Origin of the sequence: Caulobacter sp. RHG1 (genome assembly GCF_013181195.1) — a bacterium.
GTDB lineage: Bacteria > Pseudomonadota > Alphaproteobacteria > Caulobacterales > Caulobacteraceae > Caulobacter.
Map to the genome: position 1 here is coordinate 328,348 of NZ_SMZP01000005.1, position 20,635 is coordinate 348,982.

Consider the following 20,635-nt stretch of genomic DNA (forward strand, 5'->3'; position numbering starts at 1 on the left):
GAGCGGCGGGCGTTTTCTCCCCTCGACGATCTGGGCCTCGCCTCCTCTAGGGCGAGGCCTTTTTCGTTCAGGCTACGCGGCTGAAGACCGCCTTTAGAAGGTTGGACGGACCTGCACGACCGGCGTGGAGACCGGGCAGCCATCGACCGTACGCATCACGGCCCGTTCGCCGTGGGCGACAGGCATCTCGCCCAACCTGTTGGTCTTGGCGGACGAGCCGCGGGCCAAGGCTTCGAGCGAAGCGGCGGGTTCGGATGGCGCGCCTTGGGCCTGCTGCAGACCGAACCGGTTACACTTGGCGAGCCGATCCATCCGCTCTTGCCAAGCCGCGAGCTGCCTGGCGCCTCGCGTCGGCTTGGCGATGCGCGGCGGGGGAAGCTGGACGAGCGGCGCTGGCGGGATCTCGACCAATGGCGCGGCTTGCAGCATCGCGGCGAAGGTCAATGCAGACAAAAGCATGGCGGGGCTCCGTTCCCGAAACCCCGCCACTCTACGTCCGATTGATCGAACGTGGATATTAAATTTTGGGCAGGTTCTCCCCGCCCCAGGCCCTTAGGCCTGCATCGTCCAGCCTTCGACGCCCATAGCCGCCTGACGGATGGCTTCCGAGCGGGTGGGGTGCGGGTGGCAGGTGCGGGCGATGTCTTCCGACGCGCCGCCGAACTCCATGGCCACGCAAACTTCGGCGATCATGTCGCCGACGTTCGGGCCCACGGCGTGGGCGCCCAGGATGCGGTCGGTCTTGGCGTCAGCCAGGATCTTCACGAAGCCATCGCCCTCGTGGTTGATCTTGGCGCGGCTGTTGGCCAGGAACGGGAACTTGCCGACCTTGTAGGCGACGCCCGCGGCCTTCAGGTCTTCCTCGGTCTTGCCGACCGTGGCGACTTCCGGCTTGGTGTAGATGACGCCCGGAATGATGTCGTAGTTCATGTGACCGGCCTTGCCCGCGATCAGCTCGATGCAGGCCACGGCCTCGTCCTCGGCCTTGTGCGCCAGCATCGGACCCGAGGTCACGTCGCCGATCACCCACACACCGTCGACGCCGGTCTTGTAGTGGTCGTTGGCGATGACGCCACGCTTGTCGGGCGTGATGCCGACCGATTCCAGGCCCAGGCCTTGGGTGAACGGACGGCGGCCGATGGCGACCAGCACGTAGTCGGCCTCGATCGTCACGGCGTCGCCGCCGGCGACCGGCTCATGCGTCAGCTTCACGCCCTTGGCGCCGGCTTCCGCGCCCGTGACCTTGGCGCCCAGCTGGAACTTGAAGCCCTGCTTGGTCAGGATCTTCTGGAAGGCGTTGGCCACTTCCAGGTCGGTGCCCGGGAGGATGCGGTCCAGATATTCGACAACGGTGACTTCGGCGCCCAGGCGCTTCCAGACCGAGCCCAGCTCCAGGCCGATGACGCCGGCGCCGACCACGACCAGCGACTTGGGCACTTCCGGCAGCGACAGGGCGCCGGTCGAGTCGATGATGCGGCTGTTGTCGATCGTCACGCCCGGCAGCGGGGTCGGCTCCGAGCCGGTGGCGATGACGATGTTCTTGGTCTCGAGGGTCTTTTCCGAGCCGTCTTCGGCCTTGACCACGACCTTGCCGGCGCCGTCGATGCGGCCCCAGCCCTTCACGTACTCGACCTTGTTCTTCTTCATCAGGAACTCGACGCCCTTGGTCAGGGCTTCGACGCTCTCGGCCTTCTGGGCCATCATCTGGGGCAGGTTCAGCTTCGGCTTGACCTCGATGCCCAGCTTGGCGAACTCGCCGCCGGCGGCCGCTTCATAGTATTCCGAGGCGTGCAGCAGGGCCTTCGAGGGCATGCAGCCGACGTTCAGGCAGGTGCCGCCCAGCTTGCCGCGGCCTTCGACGATCGCGGTCTTCAGACCCAGCTGGCCGGCGCGGATAGCCGCGTTGTAGCCACCGGGACCACCACCGATGATGACGACGTCGTACTGAGCCATGGGTCTACCGCCTAGAGGACGCGCCGAAAGCGGCGCCGGACAAATATGGGGCCTCGCCGGCCTTATTGTCAGACCTCTGGAGGCACGAGTTCCTTAGAGGCGCCAGCGTGAAAACGGAACCCTTTTCCACGGCTCCGGCCTTGAAAATCAAGGGAAATGGCCGGCGCGACAATCCGTCGCCGGCGATGGCCCGGAGAGCGCCACATCTCGGCGACGTCATACGGTCATGAGCCTGCGCAACCCGCTGATCGCCGCCGTCGCCGTCCTGCTGCTCACCGCCGGAGCGGCCGCCCCCGCGCCGGCCGACGTCGAGATCCCGTTCGCGGCCCGGACGGCCGGCGACACCCTGGCGGTGCTCTATTCCGGCGACGGCGGCTGGCGGGCCCTCGACCAGAAGGTGGCGCGCCACTTGGCCGACAACGGCGTGCCGACAATCGGCGTCGACTCCCTGAACTACTTCCATGTCCGACGCTCGCCGGAGACCGCGGCCGCCGACCTGGCGACGGCCCTGCGCCGCTACGAGCAGCAGTGGGGACGCTCGAAGGTGGCGCTGATCGGCTATTCGTTCGGAGCCGACGCCTTGCCGGCGATCATTCCGCACCTGCCGGCCGATCTGCGCGCCCATGTCGACCGCCTGGTGCTGATCGGGACCGGCCCCATGGGCGACCTGCAGTTCCATCCGGTCAGCTGGCTGGACATCGCCGCCTCCGACGCCTTCCCGGTCGCTCCGGCGATCGCGGCGCTGCAAGGGCTGAAGATCACCTGCGTCTATGGCGACAAGGAAAAGCACGACATCTGCCCCACCCTGCCCGACGCCCGGGTGGCCAAGGTTCGCCTGTCGGGCGACCACCACTTCGATCACGACTACTCGGCCCTGGGCGCGGCGGTGCTGACCGCCAGCCGCTAGAGCGGCGCGGCCAGCTCGTAGCGCGCCGCCAGCCAGCGGGTGATCGGGCGGGCGTCCGAGAGGAAGCTGAGACCGTTGGCGGACTGGATTTCGCCATGCGGGCCGGCGTCGGGAGCAGCCTGCGCCAGGATCAGGGTCGGAGCGTTCTGATGCTCCTCGCCCAGGCGCTCGACCAGGGGCGCGCGCGGACGGGCATAGTCGACATAGACGATGTCCAGCGCCTCACGCAGGTGCGGATAGGTCGCCAGATAGCCTTCCATCATCGCGCAGTCGGGGCAGAAGCGGCCTTGGCCTTCCTTCTCGAAGAAGGGGTTCAGCAGGTAGAGCGTGTCCTTGGCCATCGCGCGCATCCTTCCAGAAAAGCAAACGGCCCCGGCGGTAACACCGGGGCCGGATACGAAGAAGCCCGCCTGTGAGGGCGGGCTTCTCGTGGTCGCTTAGAGGTCCAGCAGCAGGCGCTGCGGATCTTCCAGGGCTTCCTTGACCTTCACCAGGAAGGTCACGGCGCCCGCGCCGTCGACGACGCGGTGGTCGTACGACAGGGCCAGGTACATCATCGGGCGGATCTCGATCTTGCCGTTGACGACCATGGCGCGTTCCTTGATCGCGTGCATGCCCAGGATGCCCGACTGCGGCGCGTTCAGGATCGGGGTCGACATCAGCGAGCCATAGATGCCGCCGTTGGTGATCGTGAAGGTGCCGCCCTGCATGTCCTCGATGGCCAGGCCGCCGCTGCGGGCCTTCTTGCCGAGGTCGCCGATGGTCTTTTCGATCTCGGCCAGGTTCAGGGTGTCGGCGTCACGGACAACCGGAACCACCAGGCCCTTGTCGGTGCCGACGGCGACGCCGATGTCGTAGTGGTTCTTGTAGACGACGTCGGTGCCGTCGATCTCGGCGTTGACGTCCGGGATCGCCTTCAGCGCAGCCACGACGGCCTTGGTGAAGAACGACATGAAGCCGAGCTTCACGCCGTGGCGCTTTTCAAAGACGTCCTTGTACTGAGCGCGCAGGGCCATCACCGCGGTCATGTCGACCTCGTTGAAGGTCGTCAGCATGGCGGCGGTGTTCTGGGCTTCCTTCAGGCGACGGGCGATCGTCTGACGCAGGCGCGTCATCTTCACGCGCTCTTCGCGCTCGTGCAGGGCGCGCGGAGCCGAAGCGGTCGGGGCCGGAGCCGGGGCGTTGGCGCGGGCTTCCAGAGCGGCCAGGGCGTCGCCCTTGGTCACGCGGCCGTCCTTGCCGGTGCCCGCGACCTTCGACAGGTCGAGGTTGTTCTCGGCGGCGACGCGGGCCGGAGCCGGGCTGACCGGAGCGGCCGACGGCGCAGCAGCGGCGACCGGGGCCGGAGCAGCGGCGGGAGCCGGCGCGGCCTTCGGGGCTTCAGCAGCCTTCGGCGCGGCGGCGGCCGGAGCGGCCGAGGCGGTCGCGCCTTCGGTCACGATACCCAGGACCGTGCCCGGAACGACCGTCGCGCCTTCCTCGGCGCCGATGGCCGAGAGCACGCCGTCGGCGGGCGAGGCCACTTCCAGCGAAACCTTGTCGGTTTCCAGCTCGACGAGGATCTCGTCCTTCTTCACGGCTTCCCCGACCTTCTTGGTCCAGCGGGCGACCGTCGCTTCGGTGACGGACTCGCCGAGGGCGGGCGTATTGATGTCGGCCATGGGGCTTTCCAGGTCTCTCTTGTTCGGTCCGGCGGGTTTCAGGTCTGTCCGAGGAGTCCGCTTACGCGAACGCCTCGTTCAGGAAGGTCTCGAGTTCTTTCAGGTGGCGGCTCATCAGGCCCGCGGCCGTCGAGGCCGAGGCCGGACGACCGACATAGCGGGCGCGCTTGGCCTTGATGTCCAGCTTGTCCAGCGTCAGCTCCATCCACGGATCGACGAAGGTCCAGCCGCCCATGTTCTTGGGCTCTTCCTGGCACCAGACCAGGTCGGCGTTCTTGAAGCGGCCCAGCACGTTCATCAGCGACTTCATCGGCCACGGATAGAACTGCTCCAGACGCAGCAGATAGATGTCGTCGCGGCCGGTCTTGGCGCGGTGATCGACCAGGTCGAAGTAGACCTTGCCCGAGCAGACGATGACGCGCTTGATCTGATCGTCGCTCTTCAGCGTGATCCCGCCGACGTCGCAACCGGCCTCGGCGCCGTCCACCATCACGCGGTGGAAGGTCGAGCCCTCGGCGAAGTCGGCGATGTTCGAGACGGCGCGCTTGTGGCGCAGCAGGCTCTTGGGGGCCATCACGATCAGCGGCTTGCGGAACTCGCGGTGCATCTGGCGACGCAGGGCGTGGAAGTAATTGGCCGGCGTCGTGCAGTTGACGACCTGCATGTTGTCTTCCGCACACGACTGCAGGAAGCGCTCGAGGCGCGCCGAGCTGTGCTCGGGGCCCTGGCCTTCATAGCCGTGCGGCAGGAGCATCACGAGACCGCTCATCCGCAGCCACTTGCGTTCGCCCGAGCTGATGAACTGGTCGATGACCACCTGGGCGCCGTTCACGAAGTCGCCGAACTGGCCTTCCCACAGGGTCAGGGTGTTCGGGTCGGCCAGCGAGAAGCCGTATTCGAAGCCCAGAACCGCCTCTTCCGACAGGGCCGAGTCGATGACTTCGTAGTTGGCCTGACCGGGACGGATGTTGTTGAGCATCGTGTAGTGCTCTTCGGTCGTCTGATCGATGACGTCCGAGTGGCGTTGGGTGAACGTGCCGCGCACCGAGTCCTGACCCGACAGGCGGACCGGCAGGCCCTCGTCGAGCAGGGTGGCGAAGGCCAGGTGTTCGGCCGCGCCCCAGTCGATGCCTTCACCCTTGGCGAACGCGTCGCGACGGTTCTCGATCGCGCGGCGCACGGTCTTGTGGGCGTTGATCCGTTCCGGGATCGTCGTGATCTGACGACCCAGTTCCTGCAGGCGGGTCAGCGGGAAGGCCGTCTTGCCGCGGCGATCTTCGTCGCCCGGCAGGGTCAGGCCGGCCCACTTGCCGTCCAGCCAGTCGGCCTTGTTGGCCTTGTAGCTCTTGCCGGCGTCGAATTCCTTGTCGAGGAAGGTCTCGAACTCGGTGACCCAGCTATCCGACTCGGCCTGGCTGATCACGCCTTCGCCCATCAGGCGATTGGCGTAGAGTTCACGCGTCGGCGGGTGGCCCTTGATCTTGGCGTACATGACCGGCGAGGTCATGGTCGGATCATCGCCTTCGTTGTGGCCGAAGCGGCGATAGCAGACCATGTCGATGACCACGTCCTTGCCGAACATCTGGCGATATTCGGTCGCGACCTTGGCCGCGAAGACGACAGCTTCGGGGTCGTCGCCGTTCACGTGGAAGATCGGGGCCTCGACCATCAGCGCCATGTCGCTGGGGTATGGCGACGAGCGCGAGTAACGCGGGCTGGTCGTGAAGCCGATCTGGTTGTTGACGATGAAGTGGATGGTGCCGCCCGTGCGGTAGCCCTTCAGGCCCGACAGGGTGAAGCACTCAGCCACCACGCCCTGGCCCGCGAAGGCCGCATCGCCGTGCAGCAGCAGCGGCAGCACGTGGCCGCGGCCGGCGTCCGGCTGTTCGCGCAGGGTGAAGGCCTGCTTGGCCCGGGCCTTGCCGATCACGACCGGGTTGACGATTTCCAGGTGCGACGGGTTGGCGGTCAGCGACAGGTGGACCTTGTTGTCGTCGAACTCACGGTCCGACGAGGCGCCCATGTGATACTTCACGTCGCCCGAACCCTCGACGTCCGAGGGGACCGACGAGCCGCCCTGGAACTCGTGGAAGATGACGTGGTAGGGCTTGCCCATCACCGCGGCCAGCACGTTCAGGCGGCCACGGTGCGGCATGCCCAGGACGATGTCCTTCACGCCCAGCGCGCCGCCGCGCTTGATGATCTGCTCCATGGCCGGGACCATGGATTCGCCGCCGTCCAGGCCGAAACGCTTGGTGCCGGGGAAGCGCTTGTGCAGGAACTTCTCGAAGCCTTCGGTCTCGATCAGCTTCTTCAGGATGGCGACCTTGCCCTCCTTGGAGAACACGATCTCCTTGTCGCGACCTTCGATGCGCTCCTGCAGCCAGGCCTTCTCGGCCGGGTCGGAGATGTGCATGTACTGGACGCCGACATTGCCGCAGTAGGTGCGGCGCAGGATCGTCAGGATCTCGCGGATCGTGGCGGTCTCCAGACCCAGCACGAAGTCCAGGAAGATCGGACGGTCGTAGTCGGCCTCGGCGAAGCCGTAGGTGGCCGGATCCAGCTCGCTGGCGTCCTTGGGCGGATCAAGGCCCAGCGGGTCGAGGTTGGCGGCCAGGTGACCGCGCATCCGGTAGGCCCGGATCATCATGATGGCGCGCAGGCTGTCCAACGTGGCGGCGCGGACGGCTTCGGCCGAAGCGCCCGGGGCCTTGCCCTCGACAGCTTTGGCGATCTTGGCTTCGACGGCGGGAGCAACGCTGGCCCATTGGCCGTCCAGGGCCGACAGCCAGTCGGGACGGGCGCTCGGCACCTTCTTGGGGGTCCAGGCCGGGTCCTGCGCGGCGCGCTTAACCTGGTCGGTCTGCTCGGCGAGGGTCGAGAAGAAGGCGTTCCACGAGGGATCGACCGATCCGGGGCTCTCCGCCCACTGGGCGTAGAGGTCTTCCACGAAGGCCGCATTGGCCCCGTAAAGGAAGCTGGTCTCGGTCAAGACCTGGTTGAGGATGCCTGCGTCGTCCGCCATTGTTGTTCGCCTTAGATCCGCTTGCTTACGGGAGCGCTACCGCAAGCCCGTAAATATAGTCTCTCAATCGCCCGGGCGCCCGTCGATAGGCGGGGCCCAGGTGATTTTTTCGGATCGTCGACTGGCGGTCGCAAAAAACCTGGGCCCCGCGCGGGGCGGGGTTTCGGTGTTAGTTTAGCCTTTGAGCACTTCCAGCAGGGTCTCGCCCAGCTTGGCCGGCGAAGGCGAGACGCGGATGCCCGCTTCTTCCATCGCCGCGATCTTGTCCTCAGCGCCGCCCTTGCCGCCCGACACGATGGCGCCGGCGTGGCCCATGTGACGACCGGGAGGAGCCGTACGGCCAGCGATGAAGCCGACCATGGGCTTCTTGCGACCGCGCTTGGCTTCGTCCTTCAGGAACTGCGCCGCTTCTTCTTCGGCCGAGCCGCCGATTTCACCGATCATGACGATCGACTTGGTGGCTTCGTCGGCCAGGAACAGTTCCAGCACGTCGATGAACTCGGTGCCCTTGACCGGGTCGCCGCCGATGCCGACAGCCGTCGTCTGGCCGAGGCCCGCGTTGGTCGTCTGGAACACGGCTTCGTACGTCAGGGTGCCCGAACGCGACACGACGCCGACCGAGCCTTCCGAGAAGATGCCGCCCGGCATGATGCCGATCTTGCACTGGTTCGGCGTCAGGACGCCGGGGCAGTTCGGGCCGATCAGGCGCGAGCGCGAGCCGGCCAGAGCCTTCTTCACCTTGACCATGTCCAGCACCGGGATGCCTTCGGTGATGCAGATGATCAGCGGGATTTCCGCGTCGATGGCTTCCAGGATCGAGTCGGCCGCGAAGGGCGGCGGGACGTAGATAACCGAGGCGTCGGCGCCGGTGCGGTCCTTGGCTTCGGCGACGGTGTTGAACACCGGCAGGCCGATGTGGGTCTGGCCGCCCTTACCGGGCGTGACGCCGCCGACCATCTTGGTGCCGTAGGCGATGGCCTGTTCCGAGTGGAAGGTGCCTTGGGCGCCGGTGATGCCCTGGCAGATGACCTTGGTTTGCGAACCGATCAGAACCGACATTTAGCGGGCGCCCTTCACAGCAGCGACGATCTTCTCGGCGCCGTCAGACAGATCGTTGGCGGCGATGACGTTCAGGCCGCTTTCCGAGATGATTTTCTTGCCGAGTTCGACGTTGGTGCCTTCCAGACGGACGACCAGCGGAACTTGGAGACCGACTTCCTTCACGGCGGCGATGACGCCTTCCGCGATGATGTCGCAGCGCATGATGCCGCCGAAGATGTTGACCAGGATGCCCTTCACGGCCGGATCGGCGGTGATGATCTTGAAGGCCGCGGTGACCTTCTCCTTCGACGCGCCGCCGCCGACATCCAGGAAGTTGGCCGGCTCGGCGCCGTACAGCTTGATGATGTCCATGGTGGCCATGGCCAGGCCCGCGCCGTTGACCATGCAGCCGATTTCGCCGTCGAGGGCGATATAGGCCAGGTCGTACTTCGAGGCTTCGATTTCCTTGGGGTCTTCTTCGCTCTCGTCGCGCAGTTCCTTGATGTCCGGGTGACGGAACAGCGAGTTGCCGTCGAACGACAGCTTGGCGTCGAGAACCTTCAGGTGATCATCCGCGGTCACGATCAGCGGGTTGATTTCCAGCATGGCCATGTCCTTGGCCATGAACGCCGTATACAGCTGGTTCAGCAGCGAGGCGGCTTCCTTGGCCAGACCGCCGGTCAGGCCCAGGGCGTTGGCCAGGGCGCGGGTGTGGGTCGGCCACACGCCGGTCGCCGGGTCGATGGTGAAGGTGTGGATCTTCTCGGGCGTCGAGTGGGCGACGTCCTCGATGTCCATGCCGCCTTCGGTCGAAGCGACCACCGAGACCTTGCTCGAGGCGCGGTCAACCAGCAGCGACAGGTAGAATTCCTTGGCGATCGCGGCGCCTTCCTCGATGTAGAGGCGGTTCACCTGCTTGCCCTTGGGGCCGGTCTGGTGGGTCACCAGCACGCGGCCGAGCATTTCCTCGGCGTTGGTGCGGACTTCCTCGACCGACTTGACGACGCGCACGCCGCCCTTGGCGTCGGGGCCCAGGCCCTCGAACTTGCCCTTGCCACGGCCACCGGCGTGGATCTGGCTCTTCACGACGAAGACCGACGTGCCCAGCTTTTCAGCGGCGGCGGCGGCTTCGTCCGGCGTGAAGGCGGCAAAGCCGCGCGGCACGGGGGCGCCGAACTCGGCGAGTACGGCTTTGGCTTGATGTTCGTGAATGTTCATGAGGGCCCGGTCTCGACGACGGCTTTCTGAAATGTGGCCGGGTTATAGGAGCGCTGTTTCTCAGGCGCAACCGCACGAAGGCGATAAGGTGAGGCCTTGCGGGCTTCTTCTGGCCGAAAGGACATTCCCCGCGCCGGCCTGCACGCCCTGGGCACAAGCGTGCGCTGGGCGCGCCTACTGTTACCGGTCACAAAATCGACCTCCGACAGCGCCAAAAAATGGGCTGGATCAGCCGTTGTCGGATCCGGGAAACAGCTGACGGATCAGATTTGCTGATACCCGGACACTGGCGCCTCAGCCGTCGGGGGTCACCGATACCGTCGCGCGCCGCTCAAGCTTGCCCCAGCCGACCCGGCCGCCGCGAATGGCCATGACCACCGACTTGACCACGACATAGTACATCAGCTGGCGATAGCCGAACCGCTGGACGGGCAGGAACGGCAGGTCCGACCACGGCGCGCGCTTCTCCAACGCCATGCCCAGAGCGCCGGCCGAGAGGTCCACCGCGATGAAGATCGCCCAGTAGGCCAAACCCAGCAGCATGTCGTCGGGCCGCCACTCCACCGGATGGGCGATCGCGCCATACAGACCCGCGATCAGGCTCCAGACCACCGCCAGGTCGACCAGCGGCGCGGCCACGGCCAGGATGATCTGGAACAGCCAGATCTGCGGCAGCGCCACGAAGCCCAGGACCGGGGTCTTCGTGCTGAACATCGCCCGGCGGTGCTTCCAAACGCACTGCAGCGTACCGAACGACCAGCGAAAGCGCTGCTTGAGAAGACCGCCGACGGTGTCGGGCGCCTCGGTATAGGCGCGGGCCTCGGGGTCGAAGGCCACCTTCCAGCCGGCGCGCTGGCAAGCGATGGTCAGGTCCTGATCCTCAGCCAGGGTGTCGGACGGATAGCCGCCCAGGGCGTCGAGCACGCTCTTGCGCCACGCGCCCACCGCCCCCGGCACCACGGTGACCGCGCCCAGGGCCGACAGCGCGCGGCGTTCCAGGTTCTGGGCGGTGACATATTCCAGGGCCTGCCAGCGGGTGACGATGTTCAGGCGATTGCCGACGATGGCGTTGCCCGCCACCGCCCCGACGTCCGGATCCTGGAACCAGCGGGCCAGGCGGCCGATGGTCTCGGGCGGGAACAGGGTGTCGGCGTCCAGGGCCACCACATACTCGCCCCGCGCCACGGCCAGACCCTTGTTGACCGCTCTCGCCTTGCCGCCGTTCTCGAAGCTCAGCAGCGTCACGCGCGGATCATCGGCAAAGTGGTCGCGCACCTCGTCGGCCGTGCGGTCCTTGGAGCCGTCATCCAAGACCAGCACCTCCAGGTTCTTCCAGTCGCTCTCCAGGATCCGCGCGATCGAGGCGGCGATCACCTTCTCCTCGTTGAAGCAGGGGATCAGCACGCTGACCAGCGGACCGTCGGCGCCGTCCAAGTCGGCCGGTTCCTCGTGGGTCCAGAAGCGGTGGACCAGGGCCAGGCTGGCCAGGAACACCAGCCGCGCGACGCCGAGGAAGATCGCGGTGATGAATAGGAAGGTCATCGCCGCCTGGGTCCAGCGGAAGAAGTCGAAGCCCAGGCGGTCCAGCGCCAGGTCCACGGCGGTGCGCGAGGTCGGCGGCATCACCTGCTGAGGGGTCATGCCGGCCAGATCGCCGACCGTGACCAGCCGATAGCCGCGGGCGCGGATCTGGTCGATCAGCCCCGGCAGCGCCGCGATCGTCCGGCTGCGGTCTCCGCCAGCATCGTGCAGCAGCACCACCTGCCCCGGCCGGTCGCCCGGATTGTCCAGGCGGTCCAGGGTACGGTCGATGATCTGGTGCGGCGTCGGCTTCTGCCAGTCGTCGGGGTCGATGCGCAGGCCCACGGTCATGTAGCCCAGGGTCTGGGCGATCACGAGCGGCGCCACCTCACGCGGGGTCGAGGGCTCGGCGTCGCCGAAGAACGGCGGCCGGAACAGGCGCATCGAGCGGCCCGTCAGCACCTCGAACAGGCGCTGGGTGGCGTTCAGCTCGACCTGCACCTGCGGCAGCGGCGTCTCGCCGATATTGGGATGGGTCCAGCTGTGGCCGCCGACGTCGTGGCCCTCTCGGACCTCGCGCATCACCAGCTCGGGATGCTTCTGCATGTTCTGGCCGATGACGAAGAAGGTCGCCGGCGCCTGCTTGGCCTTCAGGATATCCAGGATCTTGGGCGTCCAGCGCGGATCGGGGCCGTCGTCGAAGGTCAGGGCCACGACGCCCTTCTTCTGGCCGTAGCGATCGATGACGTAACCGCTGGGGATGGCGTCATAGGTCTCGCCGGAAACGAGGCCGGTGTCGGGGTCGAACTCCAGGGTGCGCTTGCCGGGCGTCGGCAGCTGGGCGACCCGTAGCACCTCGCCGCCGCCGTCGAAGTCGACCCCCTGCCCGTTGGCCAGCGCCGTCAAGCCCGCCGCCGAGGCCTGGCCATAAGGCTTGCCCAGCAGCGACCAGACGTCGGGATCCTCCATGCCCATCCGCCACAGGGCGTAGCCGCGCGGCTTCCAGGCGTCGGTGACCTTGACCTGGTTGAACAGGGTGACCGCGTCCAGGAACCAGACAACGTGATCGTCGCCGTTGTCGTCGGTGTAGCCGTAGGTCGGATTGAGGGCGTCGTCGTCCATCCGGATCTTGGCGCCCGAATCCTGGGCGTTGCGCATGGCCTCGTGGAAGGTCGCCGGCGCCCCCGAGGCGTGACTGCCATCCTTGTTCAGCGTCCAGTCGTAGCCATAGGCGCCCAGGGCCATGATCGTGCGAGACGGATCCAGGCTGGAGAAGCGTTTCTCCAGTTCGGCCTCGTACCAGTCCTGGCCGGCATTGGGGCCAGGATCACCCAGGGCGTAGTGCTGGTCGTAGGCCATCAGCACCAGAGTGTCGGACGCCTGCTGCAGCCGCTTCAGCGGCCAGCCCTCCTCGTCGAACGGGGCGGTGACCCAGACCTCGCGGCCGGCGGGCTTCAGGACCGCGCGCGCCTCGTCCAGGAACTGCGGATAGGCCGCCAGCCCCTTGGCGGACAGGGCCTCGAAGTCGAAGACATAGCCGCCGTAGCCCTTGCGCTGGGCCAGGGCGGACAGGTTGTCGATCAGCTTGCGGCGGGCCAACGGGTCGGCCAGCAGGGCGTCAGCCAGCGGCCCGTCGAAGGCGGCGTTGGCCGAGTTGTGGACCAGGGGCAGCACCGCCGGATGGTTGGCGGCGGCGGCGATCCGCGCCGCGCCTTGCGGGTCGTCGACCAGGCTGAGATCGCCCTTGCTGCCCTCGATCGCCACCCACTGCGGCGAGACCACGTCCAGCTTGTCGATGTTGCGTCGCAGGGACTCGCGGCTGTCTTCGTCCCACGAGACGTAGAAGCCCACCGACAGCGGCCGCACAGCCGTCCCGTTGGGCGCGGCCTTCGGTCGGGGCACGCGTCGCCAAGCCTCGGCCGCCTTGGCCTTCTTGTGCGGCGTTTCCTGATGCAGGGCGGTCAGGACCCGCGGATCCCGCAGCGGCGCATCGGGCAGACGCGGCGCGAAGGCCAGGGTGGCGACGAAGCCGGCCACGAGGGCGGCGACGACCGAGGCGATGACGCCCAGGACCAACTTGGCCCGCCGCTCGCGCTTGCCCGACGGGTCGTGGAAGATGGGGCGGTCTTCTGGGCTCATGACGGCGCTCGTGGTTTGAGCTTCGCTTGATCCCCGATCATGACCGAACGGTGGCGCTTATGGCTAGCGCTCAGCGACGTCTCGCCGCACCCTACTCCACCCAGTCCTTGTCCAGGCGGCGCGAGGCCAGGAAGAACAGCAGGGCCGCCAGCAGGTAGAAGCCCAGGCCGGTATAGATCGACCAGCGCAGCGACTCCTCGCCGAAGGTCGGGCGCAGCAGATCCGAGACGGCGCCGAAATAGTAGATGCCGACAGCGATCCCCAAGAGGTTGTTGATCAACAGGAACAGGGCCGAGGCCGTGGTCCGCATTGGCGCGGGCGCCAAGTGCTGGACGGCGGCGGTGATCGGTCCCAGCCAGGCAAGGTTCAGGCCCGTGGGGATCAGGAAGATCAGGAAGGCCACGGTCAGGGACGCCGTCCCGCCCAGGCCGCCGACCAGCGATCCGCTGTTCATGGCCAGCAGGAAGCACGGCACCGAGATCAGGAAGGCCACGGCGGGCGTCAGCGGATAGCCGGCCTTGGACTTGGCGCCCAGGCGGTCGGCGACGGCGCCGCCCATCCAGATGCCGACGATGCCACCCAGGAAGGCGATGCCCGAATAGTACCAGGCGGTCTGTCCCAGGGTGAGGCCCAGGCTGCGCATGAAGAACGACGGCAGCCAGGCCGCGACGCCATAGCCGCAGACTGAGGACGAGGCCGCGCCCAACGACAGCAGCCAGAAGCTAGGCTTGGCCGCCAGCAGACGGAATACCTCGCCGACCGGCGCGGCGGGCTCCGGCGCGACCGGCGGCGCATCGGGCGCGCGATCGGCGCCGCCGCGCGGCGGATCGCGCACGACCAGACGGAAGATCGGGGCCAGCAAAACGCCCAAGAGGCCGACGACGATGAAGGCCGTGCGCCAGCCGTAGTTCACCGCCAGCAAGCCGCCGACCAAGGTGCCGGCCGCCGTGCCCAGCGGGATGCCGAAGGCATAGGCCGCCAGGGCCCGGGCGCGCTGATGCTTGGGGAAGTAGTCGGCGATCAGCGAATAGGCGGGAGCCACGCCGCCCGCCTCGCCGATGCCCACGCCCATCCGGGCCAGAAACAACTGGCCGAAGCTGCCGACCAGGCCGCACATGGCGGTGAAGCCGCTCCACAGGGTCAGGGCGGCGGTCATGATCCAGACGCGGCTGAAGCGGTCGGCCAGCCAGGCGATCGGAATGGCCAGGGTCGTGTAGAGCAACGCGAAGGCCAGCCCGCCCATCAGGCCGAACTGGGCGTCGGTCAGGCCGAACTCGTCCTTGATCGGCTTGGCCAGGATGCCCAGGATTTGCCGGTCCAGGAAGTTGAAGGTGTAGGCGATGATCAGCATCGCCAGCACGACGTAGCGATAGCCGCTCTTGGCCGGCGCCGTCTCAGTCGGTTGATCGCTCATCATCTGCCCCCGTTTACGCTGACGCTTACATAAAGAAAGGGCGGGACCTGTTGCAGCAAGTCCCGCCCAGCTTAGTCGCCTAGAATAATTAGAACGCCACCTCGATCGAGCCGGCGACGGTGCGCGGCGGACCGTAGAAGCCGATCACCGAGTTGTTGTAGGTCGCCCCGGCGAAGTTGTAGCCGCCCGTGCGATAGCGCTCGTTGGTCAGGTTCTTGCCGGTCAGGGCCAGCTTGTAGCGGCCGCCCGGAGCGGTCCAGATCGCCGTCATGTCCACCAGGGTGAAGGCCTTCTGGTCGAGGGCCGGCAGCGGCTGCTCGAACTGCTGATAGCTGTCGCGATAGCTGACCATCGGGGTGATCGCCAGGCTACCGCCCGCCACGTCGCCGCGCCAGGTCAGGCTGACATTGCCCGTCCATTCCGGGGTGTTCTGGAAGCCGTAGAGATCGGCGACGTTGATCACCTGGCCCGTCGCCAGCGTGGTGGACGGGTTCAGCGGATTGGGTGCGCCGGCCGGCACGAAGCGGCTGAAGCTGTCGTACTTGGCGTGGATGTAGCCGACGGAGACATTGCCCGACAGGCTCTGGGTCAGCTTGGCGTTGGCCTCGAACTCGGCGCCGTACAGCGTCGAGGAGCCAGCGTTGTCGACCGAGCTGGCGATGCCCGACGGCACCACGACCTGGGTCGTGACCTGCTGGTCGGTGTACTTGGACAGGAACACCGCCGACGAGAACGAGACCCGGCGATCGAGCATGTAGCCCTTCAGGCCGGCCTCGTAGGTCTTGACCACCTCGGGCTTGTAGCCGTTGACGGTCTGCGGGGTGATCAAGGCGTCGCCGCGCATGTCCCAGCCGCCCGACTTGAAGCCTTTCGAGAACGAGGCGTAGGTCGTCAGGTCGTCGCTCAGGTCGTACGAGACCGAGACCCGAGGCGTGAACTGCGAGAAGGTCTTCTCGGCGCTGTAGTTGGTGCGCGTCTGCAGGATCGGACGCTGGGCGCCGCCCTGGTACGGCGACGGCGTCGCGCCCAGATAGAACAGGCGGAAGACGTTCGAGCGCTTGGCGTCGCGCGTGGCGCGGGCGCCCAGCGAGACCTTCAGGCGGTCGGTCAGGTTAGCGCTGAAGTCGAAGAAGGCTGCGAAGCTCTGGGTGCTGACCTTGCCGCCATCGGCGATCGAGACGCCCAGGTTGCCGGCGATGGTGTCGAACTCGCCCGAGGCCTGGCTGTTCATGTAGTACAGGCCGAACACGCCCTGGACGTTCTCGTCCGAATAGACGGCCTGCAGTTCCTGCGAGAACGAGCGGTCGTCATAGGTGGCCGGCACGTCCAGCGTCGGCAGCGGGGTGCCGTCGAAGTCGATCAGGGTCTGGGTGTGGCCCTTGCGGTCGGCGGTGATCGACTTGAAGGTCAGGTTCTCGGTCGCGTTCCACTCGGCCGTCAGCGACAGACCCTCGGTCTTGACGTGGTTCTTGTCGCCCAGGCCCGCGCGGGTGTCGTAGACGCTCTTGAGCAGCGGGTAGTTGCCGGCGGTCGGCAGGGTTTCGCGATAGCCGTGACGCGGGTTGCTGTCGTCCTCGACCCGGTCATAGGCCAGGCGGAAGAACAGGGTGTCGGTCGGCTTGTATTCGGCGCTCAGGCGGATGGCCTGGACGTCCTTGTTGTAGTGCTCCGCGCCCGTGGTCAGGTTCTCGCCGTAGCCGTCGCGCTTGTAGAGGGCGTAGGCGCCGCCGATCGACAGGCCCGAGCCGCCGATCGGGGTCTGGGCCGAGACCAGCAGGTCGGTCTGATTGTAGCTGCCGTAGGTGGCTCTAACTTTGGCGCTGGCGTCGTCGCCCAGACGTTTGGTCACGTACTTGATGGCGCCGCCGATGGTGTTGCGGCCGTACAGCGTGCCCTGCGGGCCGCGCAGAACTTCGATGCGCTCGATGTCGAACACGTCCAGCACCGCGCCCTGCGGGCGGTAGATATAGACGTCGTCGACATAGAGGCCGACGCCCGGCTCATAGCCCCACAGCGGATCCTGCTGGCCCACGCCGCGGATGTAGCTGATCAGGGTCGAGTTCGAACCACGGGCGGTCTGGACGGTGATGTTCGGGACGGTCTGCGACAGGACGGTGATGTCCGCCGCGCCCTGCTGTTCCAGCTTGGCGGCCGAGAAGGCGGTGACGGCGACCGGGACGTCCTTGAGGCTTTCCTCGCGACGGCGGGCGGTGACGACGACTTCGTCGACCGACAGGCCCTCCGCGGCCATGCCTTGCTGGACTTGGGCCTCCTGCGCCACGGCAAAGCCGGCGATCGCACTCCAAGCCGCACCGGCCAGCAATGCGGTTTTCCACATAGACGTCATGGGGTGCTCCCCTCCCTGGTTTCCGCCCTGCCGAACCGGATCCGTCTTTTTGCGGACGCGCGCGCGGCGATCGCCATTTCATCGAATGGCGAATTGCAGACACCATCACTCGAACCGGCGCCGGACGCCAGTCTTTTTTCATCAAGTGATGAAAAGGAAAGTCAGGGGGCGGAGGAAGCCTTGGCGATCACGGCTTCGAAGCCCGCCGCGCAATAAGAGAACAGCCGTCGCCGCACGGCTTCCAGGTCGCTGGAATGGCATTCGCCTTCCGACAGCGAGTCGATGCGCCCCGTCTCCGACAGGGTCAGCATCATCGATCCGGTCAGGAACTGATAGCACCAGTAGAGGTCGCGATACTCGGCCTGAGGACGGACCGACTTCAGGGTCTCGACCAGACGATGGACCACGGGGTCAAAGAACCGAGCCATGGTCTCGCCGCCCCAGGCCGGGGTGTTGTTCACCTGAGCGACCAAGGCGAAGTAGCTCTTCCAGCCTGGCCCGCCGTCCTGGGAGATGCGCAGCAACGGCTCGATGAAGGCCTCGATCACCCCCTCGACGGTCATCTCCGCGGCGGGAACGGCCTTCACATAGGCGTCCATCGAGGCCTCGCGGGCCTGGTTCAGGATCTCGGCCCGGCGCAGGAACACCGCGTCGAACAGCTCACGCTTGGCGCCGAAATAGTAGTGGATCAGGGCGGTGTCGACGCCGGCCTCGGACGCCACCTGGCGGGTCGTCACGCCGTAGAAGCCATGGCGCGCGAACAGGCCCTCGGCCGCGTCGAGGATGGTTTCCTTCAGGTCCAGGCCCTTGGCCTTGGACGGTCGGCCGCGTCCGCCGGAACGAGGTCCAGCGTCCGGCAAGGTCTTGGCTGCGGTCATCGAAAAGGGGCCCGCCGTGATTGCGCTCCGTCCTCGGATAGGCGCAACCCAGCGGGCCTGGCAAGAATGACCCTTACGTCAAGCTGGCACGAAGACCCCGTGGAAGGTCACCGGCAGGGCCGCAGGCGCGCGCCAGGCGGTGATTGGCCCCCTGTCCACATGGCGCGCGTCGAACACGTGAAGCTCGGTGGCCTTGGCGTCGAGATTCAGGGTCGTGCCGACCAGCCAGCCATCCAGCTCCTCCGAGGATCCGGGGCGCGGGACAAACACCGCCTCTTCGACCAGATGACGCGAGCCGAAGTCGAACACCTGGTCGCGATCGCGCGTCCAGTCGCGCACCGCCAGCCCCTGGAACAGCGGACGTTCGGCGCGCTGGTTGGTGACGTGCACGGAATAGCGACGGGCCAGTCCGGCGAAGCGGGCGTCGCCGCGTGGGAACTCGGCGCTGACCATCTCCTTGGCCAGTTCGCCCCGGCCGTCGGCGCGCAGGGTGATTAGGGCCCGGCGCGGAGGGGTCGCCCGCAGCTGTTCGCCACGCAGGATCGCCCCGCCGTTGGCGGCCGTGCCCGACGGGTCCTCGTCGATGCAGGCGTCGAAGCGGATGGTCCCGTCGCGCTCCTCCCAGCCGTCACCCAGGTGAAAGAAGAAGAACGGCGGCAGTTCGAAGATCCGGCGGCTGGACAGGTCGTCCTTGTCGATGACCAGCACCTGGGTCCCCAGCTCCGGCTTCCAGGCCATGGCGTCGACCACCGGCATGGTCAGCCGCTGCTGCACCCACGGCTGCAGCACGATCACCAGATGGCGGGCCGTGGCGGTGAAGTCGTGCATATAGGCGCTGCGCGGCAGGGTGATCATCTCGGCCTTCTGAAGCGCGCCGTCAGGGGCCAGCTTCCAGATCAGCGCATGCTGGCCCGCCAGGCCCAGATTCCAGACCGTACCGTCCGGCTGCACGCGGGGATGGGCCAGGAACGGCATGCCCTTCAGATCCGGCCGGAGGGTCTTGAGACCACGCGTTTCCAGGGTGACCGGGTCCAGCACCGTGGGCGAGCCGCCCTCCCACAGCGCCCAAAGCTCGCCGCCGGCCATCATCACCGAGGTGTTGGCAGGGTTGGCGTCGTCGGGACCGGACAGCTTGGCGCCGGGGCCCGCCACGGTGCCGTAGCCCGGGGTGATGGCGGCCCCCGCCGCCGTATCGCGCCGGCGCTTTGCGGTATCGACGAAGCGGGCGCTCATTCGCGCCTGGCCGTCGGCGATCTGGAACTTGCGGACCAGCCCGTCGCCGTCGAACCAGTGGCCGACGCTACCGCCCGGACGGCGGAACCTGGCAGGGCCATTGCGGAACAGCGTGCCCTTCAGCTGGGCCGGCGCGCGACCATGCAAGCGGGTCAGGGCGGTGGGCGCGATGTCGCTTTCGACATCCGCCACGCCCAGGGTCCAGTCATTCGCCGCCGCAGCCCAGACGGCCTCGGGGGTCAGCAGGGAAGCGCCGCCCAGCAGGGCCGCAGCGCTCAGGATCTCGCGGCGGTTCATGATCGCGGCTCCGCTCAGTTCAGGTGAATGGCTTGGGCGACACTGCCCTTGAGCGGGAAGACGGCGGCTTCGAAGGCGGGCGGGCCCATCACAGGCGGCGCGTCGTTCGAGAAGCCGTAGGGCTCGGTGGGGATGCCAAAGGGGTTGCGGCCCATCTTGCCGTCGCCGTCGACGTCGTGGACGGCGCGCACCGCATAGGTCCCATCCGGCAGGCCCTCCAGCTTGGCGGTCGGCAGGTCGGCGGCGGCCGAGGCTGTCGCGGCCCGCGTCGGCTTGCCCGAAGCCCAGCTCTCGGGGCTGTCATAGACGGCGATCAGCACGGTCCCGGTCCTGGCCTTCAGGCCTGGGAAGGTCAGGGTCAGGTCGGCGGCGTGGGCGGCGGGCGCGATGACGGCGCAAAGGGCGAGAGCGGCGATCAGGGTCTTCATGGTGTTTGTCCTTCGAGAATGGATTTCGGCGTGGAGGCGGCTCAGCCCAGGAACACGGTCCAGAGCAGGCGGCCGGGGAGGAAGGTGAAGAGACCGGCGATCAGCAGACCGCCGACGAACATGCCGGTCATGGCGCGGCGGTGGGCGGCGACCTTGCCGCGCTTGATGGCGTAGACGGCGCCGGGCAGGCCCACGATCGTCCAGCCCGACAGCAGGTGGATGAAGCTGAAGTGGCCGGGATTGATCGTCTGGATGAACAGCGAGCTGACCGCCGTCGTCCCCATGGCGATCACCCAGGTCCAGCCCAGCAGCTTGTGCAGGGTCGTGCCCTTGACCCGCAGCATCAGCACCGCGCCGATGCAAAGGGCCGTCAGCGCGGCGGTCAGGTGGATCTGGATGACCGGAGGAGCGGCGGCGATCTTCGAGAAGTCCGGGGCGTGGACGCGCTCGACCAGAGCAAAGGCCTGGGGCGATGCCAGGGCTGCGATCAGAACCGCGGCGCCAACGCCGACAGCGGCGGTGCGCAGCACCTGAACTTGCGAAATTGTCTTGCCGTCCGCGGCCATTGTCCTG

General features: G+C 67.2%; 15 protein-coding genes. 1 reads left to right on the forward strand and 14 read right to left on the reverse strand.

Annotated features, from left to right (window positions below; genetic code table 11):
* Window positions 1–93: 93 nt before the first annotated feature.
* A complete protein-coding gene (locus E1H18_RS15920; RefSeq protein ID WP_172270122.1) occupies window positions 94–459 on the reverse strand; it encodes a hypothetical protein in 366 nt (121 codons plus the stop codon).
* A gap of 93 nt (window positions 460–552) precedes the next feature.
* Window positions 553–1,953: a dihydrolipoyl dehydrogenase gene (lpdA, locus tag E1H18_RS15925; RefSeq protein WP_172270124.1), complete on the reverse strand. Its 1,401-nt coding sequence runs from the start codon at window positions 1,951–1,953 to the stop codon at window positions 553–555.
* A 226-nt stretch (window positions 1,954–2,179) separates the two neighbouring features.
* Here lpdA and E1H18_RS15930 point away from each other — a divergent pair, with 226 nt between their 5' ends.
* Window positions 2,180–2,860 carry an AcvB/VirJ family lysyl-phosphatidylglycerol hydrolase gene (locus E1H18_RS15930; protein WP_172270126.1) on the forward strand — a complete coding sequence of 227 codons (681 nt, stop codon included), beginning with the start codon at window positions 2,180–2,182 and terminating at the stop codon, window positions 2,858–2,860.
* Here the strand turns inward: E1H18_RS15930 and E1H18_RS15935 are convergent.
* From E1H18_RS15935 to E1H18_RS15990, 12 genes are all read right to left on the reverse strand, one after another.
* Window positions 2,857–3,201, reverse strand: a complete 345-nt coding sequence (locus tag E1H18_RS15935) for a DUF3088 family protein (RefSeq protein WP_172270128.1) — start codon at window positions 3,199–3,201, stop codon at window positions 2,857–2,859. The genes E1H18_RS15930 and E1H18_RS15935 overlap by 4 nt on opposite strands.
* 96 nt (window positions 3,202–3,297) lie before the next feature.
* Complete coding sequence (gene odhB / locus E1H18_RS15940; RefSeq protein WP_172270130.1) at window positions 3,298–4,521, reverse strand: 2-oxoglutarate dehydrogenase complex dihydrolipoyllysine-residue succinyltransferase; 1,224 nt, start codon at window positions 4,519–4,521, stop codon at window positions 3,298–3,300.
* Window positions 4,522–4,582: 61 nt separating this feature from the next.
* A complete protein-coding gene (locus E1H18_RS15945) occupies window positions 4,583–7,546 on the reverse strand; it encodes a 2-oxoglutarate dehydrogenase E1 component (protein WP_172270132.1) in 2,964 nt (987 codons plus the stop codon).
* A gap of 174 nt (window positions 7,547–7,720) precedes the next feature.
* Entirely contained in the window at window positions 7,721–8,605 is an 885-nt protein-coding gene (gene sucD, locus E1H18_RS15950) for a succinate--CoA ligase subunit alpha (protein WP_172270134.1), read from the reverse strand.
* The gene (gene sucC, locus E1H18_RS15955) at window positions 8,606–9,805 is read right to left on the reverse strand and encodes an ADP-forming succinate--CoA ligase subunit beta (protein ID WP_172270136.1); all 1,200 of its coding nucleotides are present in this window, start codon (window positions 9,803–9,805) and stop codon (window positions 8,606–8,608) included.
* 294 nt (window positions 9,806–10,099) lie between these two features.
* A complete protein-coding gene (locus E1H18_RS15960) occupies window positions 10,100–13,465 on the reverse strand; it encodes a glycosyltransferase (protein WP_172270138.1) in 3,366 nt (1,121 codons plus the stop codon).
* A 91-nt stretch (window positions 13,466–13,556) separates the two neighbouring features.
* Window positions 13,557–14,879: an MFS transporter gene (locus E1H18_RS15965; protein WP_172270140.1), complete on the reverse strand. Its 1,323-nt coding sequence runs from the start codon at window positions 14,877–14,879 to the stop codon at window positions 13,557–13,559.
* Between the two features lie 88 nt (window positions 14,880–14,967).
* Window positions 14,968–17,226, reverse strand: a complete 2,259-nt coding sequence (locus tag E1H18_RS15970; RefSeq protein ID WP_172270142.1) for a TonB-dependent receptor — start codon at window positions 17,224–17,226, stop codon at window positions 14,968–14,970.
* A gap of 161 nt (window positions 17,227–17,387) precedes the next feature.
* Complete coding sequence (locus E1H18_RS15975; protein ID WP_172270144.1) at window positions 17,388–18,104, reverse strand: TetR/AcrR family transcriptional regulator; 717 nt, start codon at window positions 18,102–18,104, stop codon at window positions 17,388–17,390.
* A 78-nt stretch (window positions 18,105–18,182) separates the two neighbouring features.
* Window positions 18,183–19,634 carry a carotenoid oxygenase family protein gene (locus E1H18_RS15980; RefSeq protein WP_172270146.1) on the reverse strand — a complete coding sequence of 484 codons (1,452 nt, stop codon included), beginning with the start codon at window positions 19,632–19,634 and terminating at the stop codon, window positions 18,183–18,185.
* A gap of 14 nt (window positions 19,635–19,648) precedes the next feature.
* On the reverse strand, window positions 19,649–20,062 hold the full coding sequence (locus tag E1H18_RS15985) for a DUF2141 domain-containing protein (RefSeq protein WP_172270148.1): 414 nt from the start codon (window positions 20,060–20,062) through the stop codon (window positions 19,649–19,651).
* Window positions 20,063–20,103: 41 nt separating this feature from the next.
* A complete protein-coding gene (locus E1H18_RS15990) occupies window positions 20,104–20,628 on the reverse strand; it encodes a DUF2306 domain-containing protein (RefSeq protein WP_172270150.1) in 525 nt (174 codons plus the stop codon).
* Window positions 20,629–20,635: the final 7 nt, after the last annotated feature.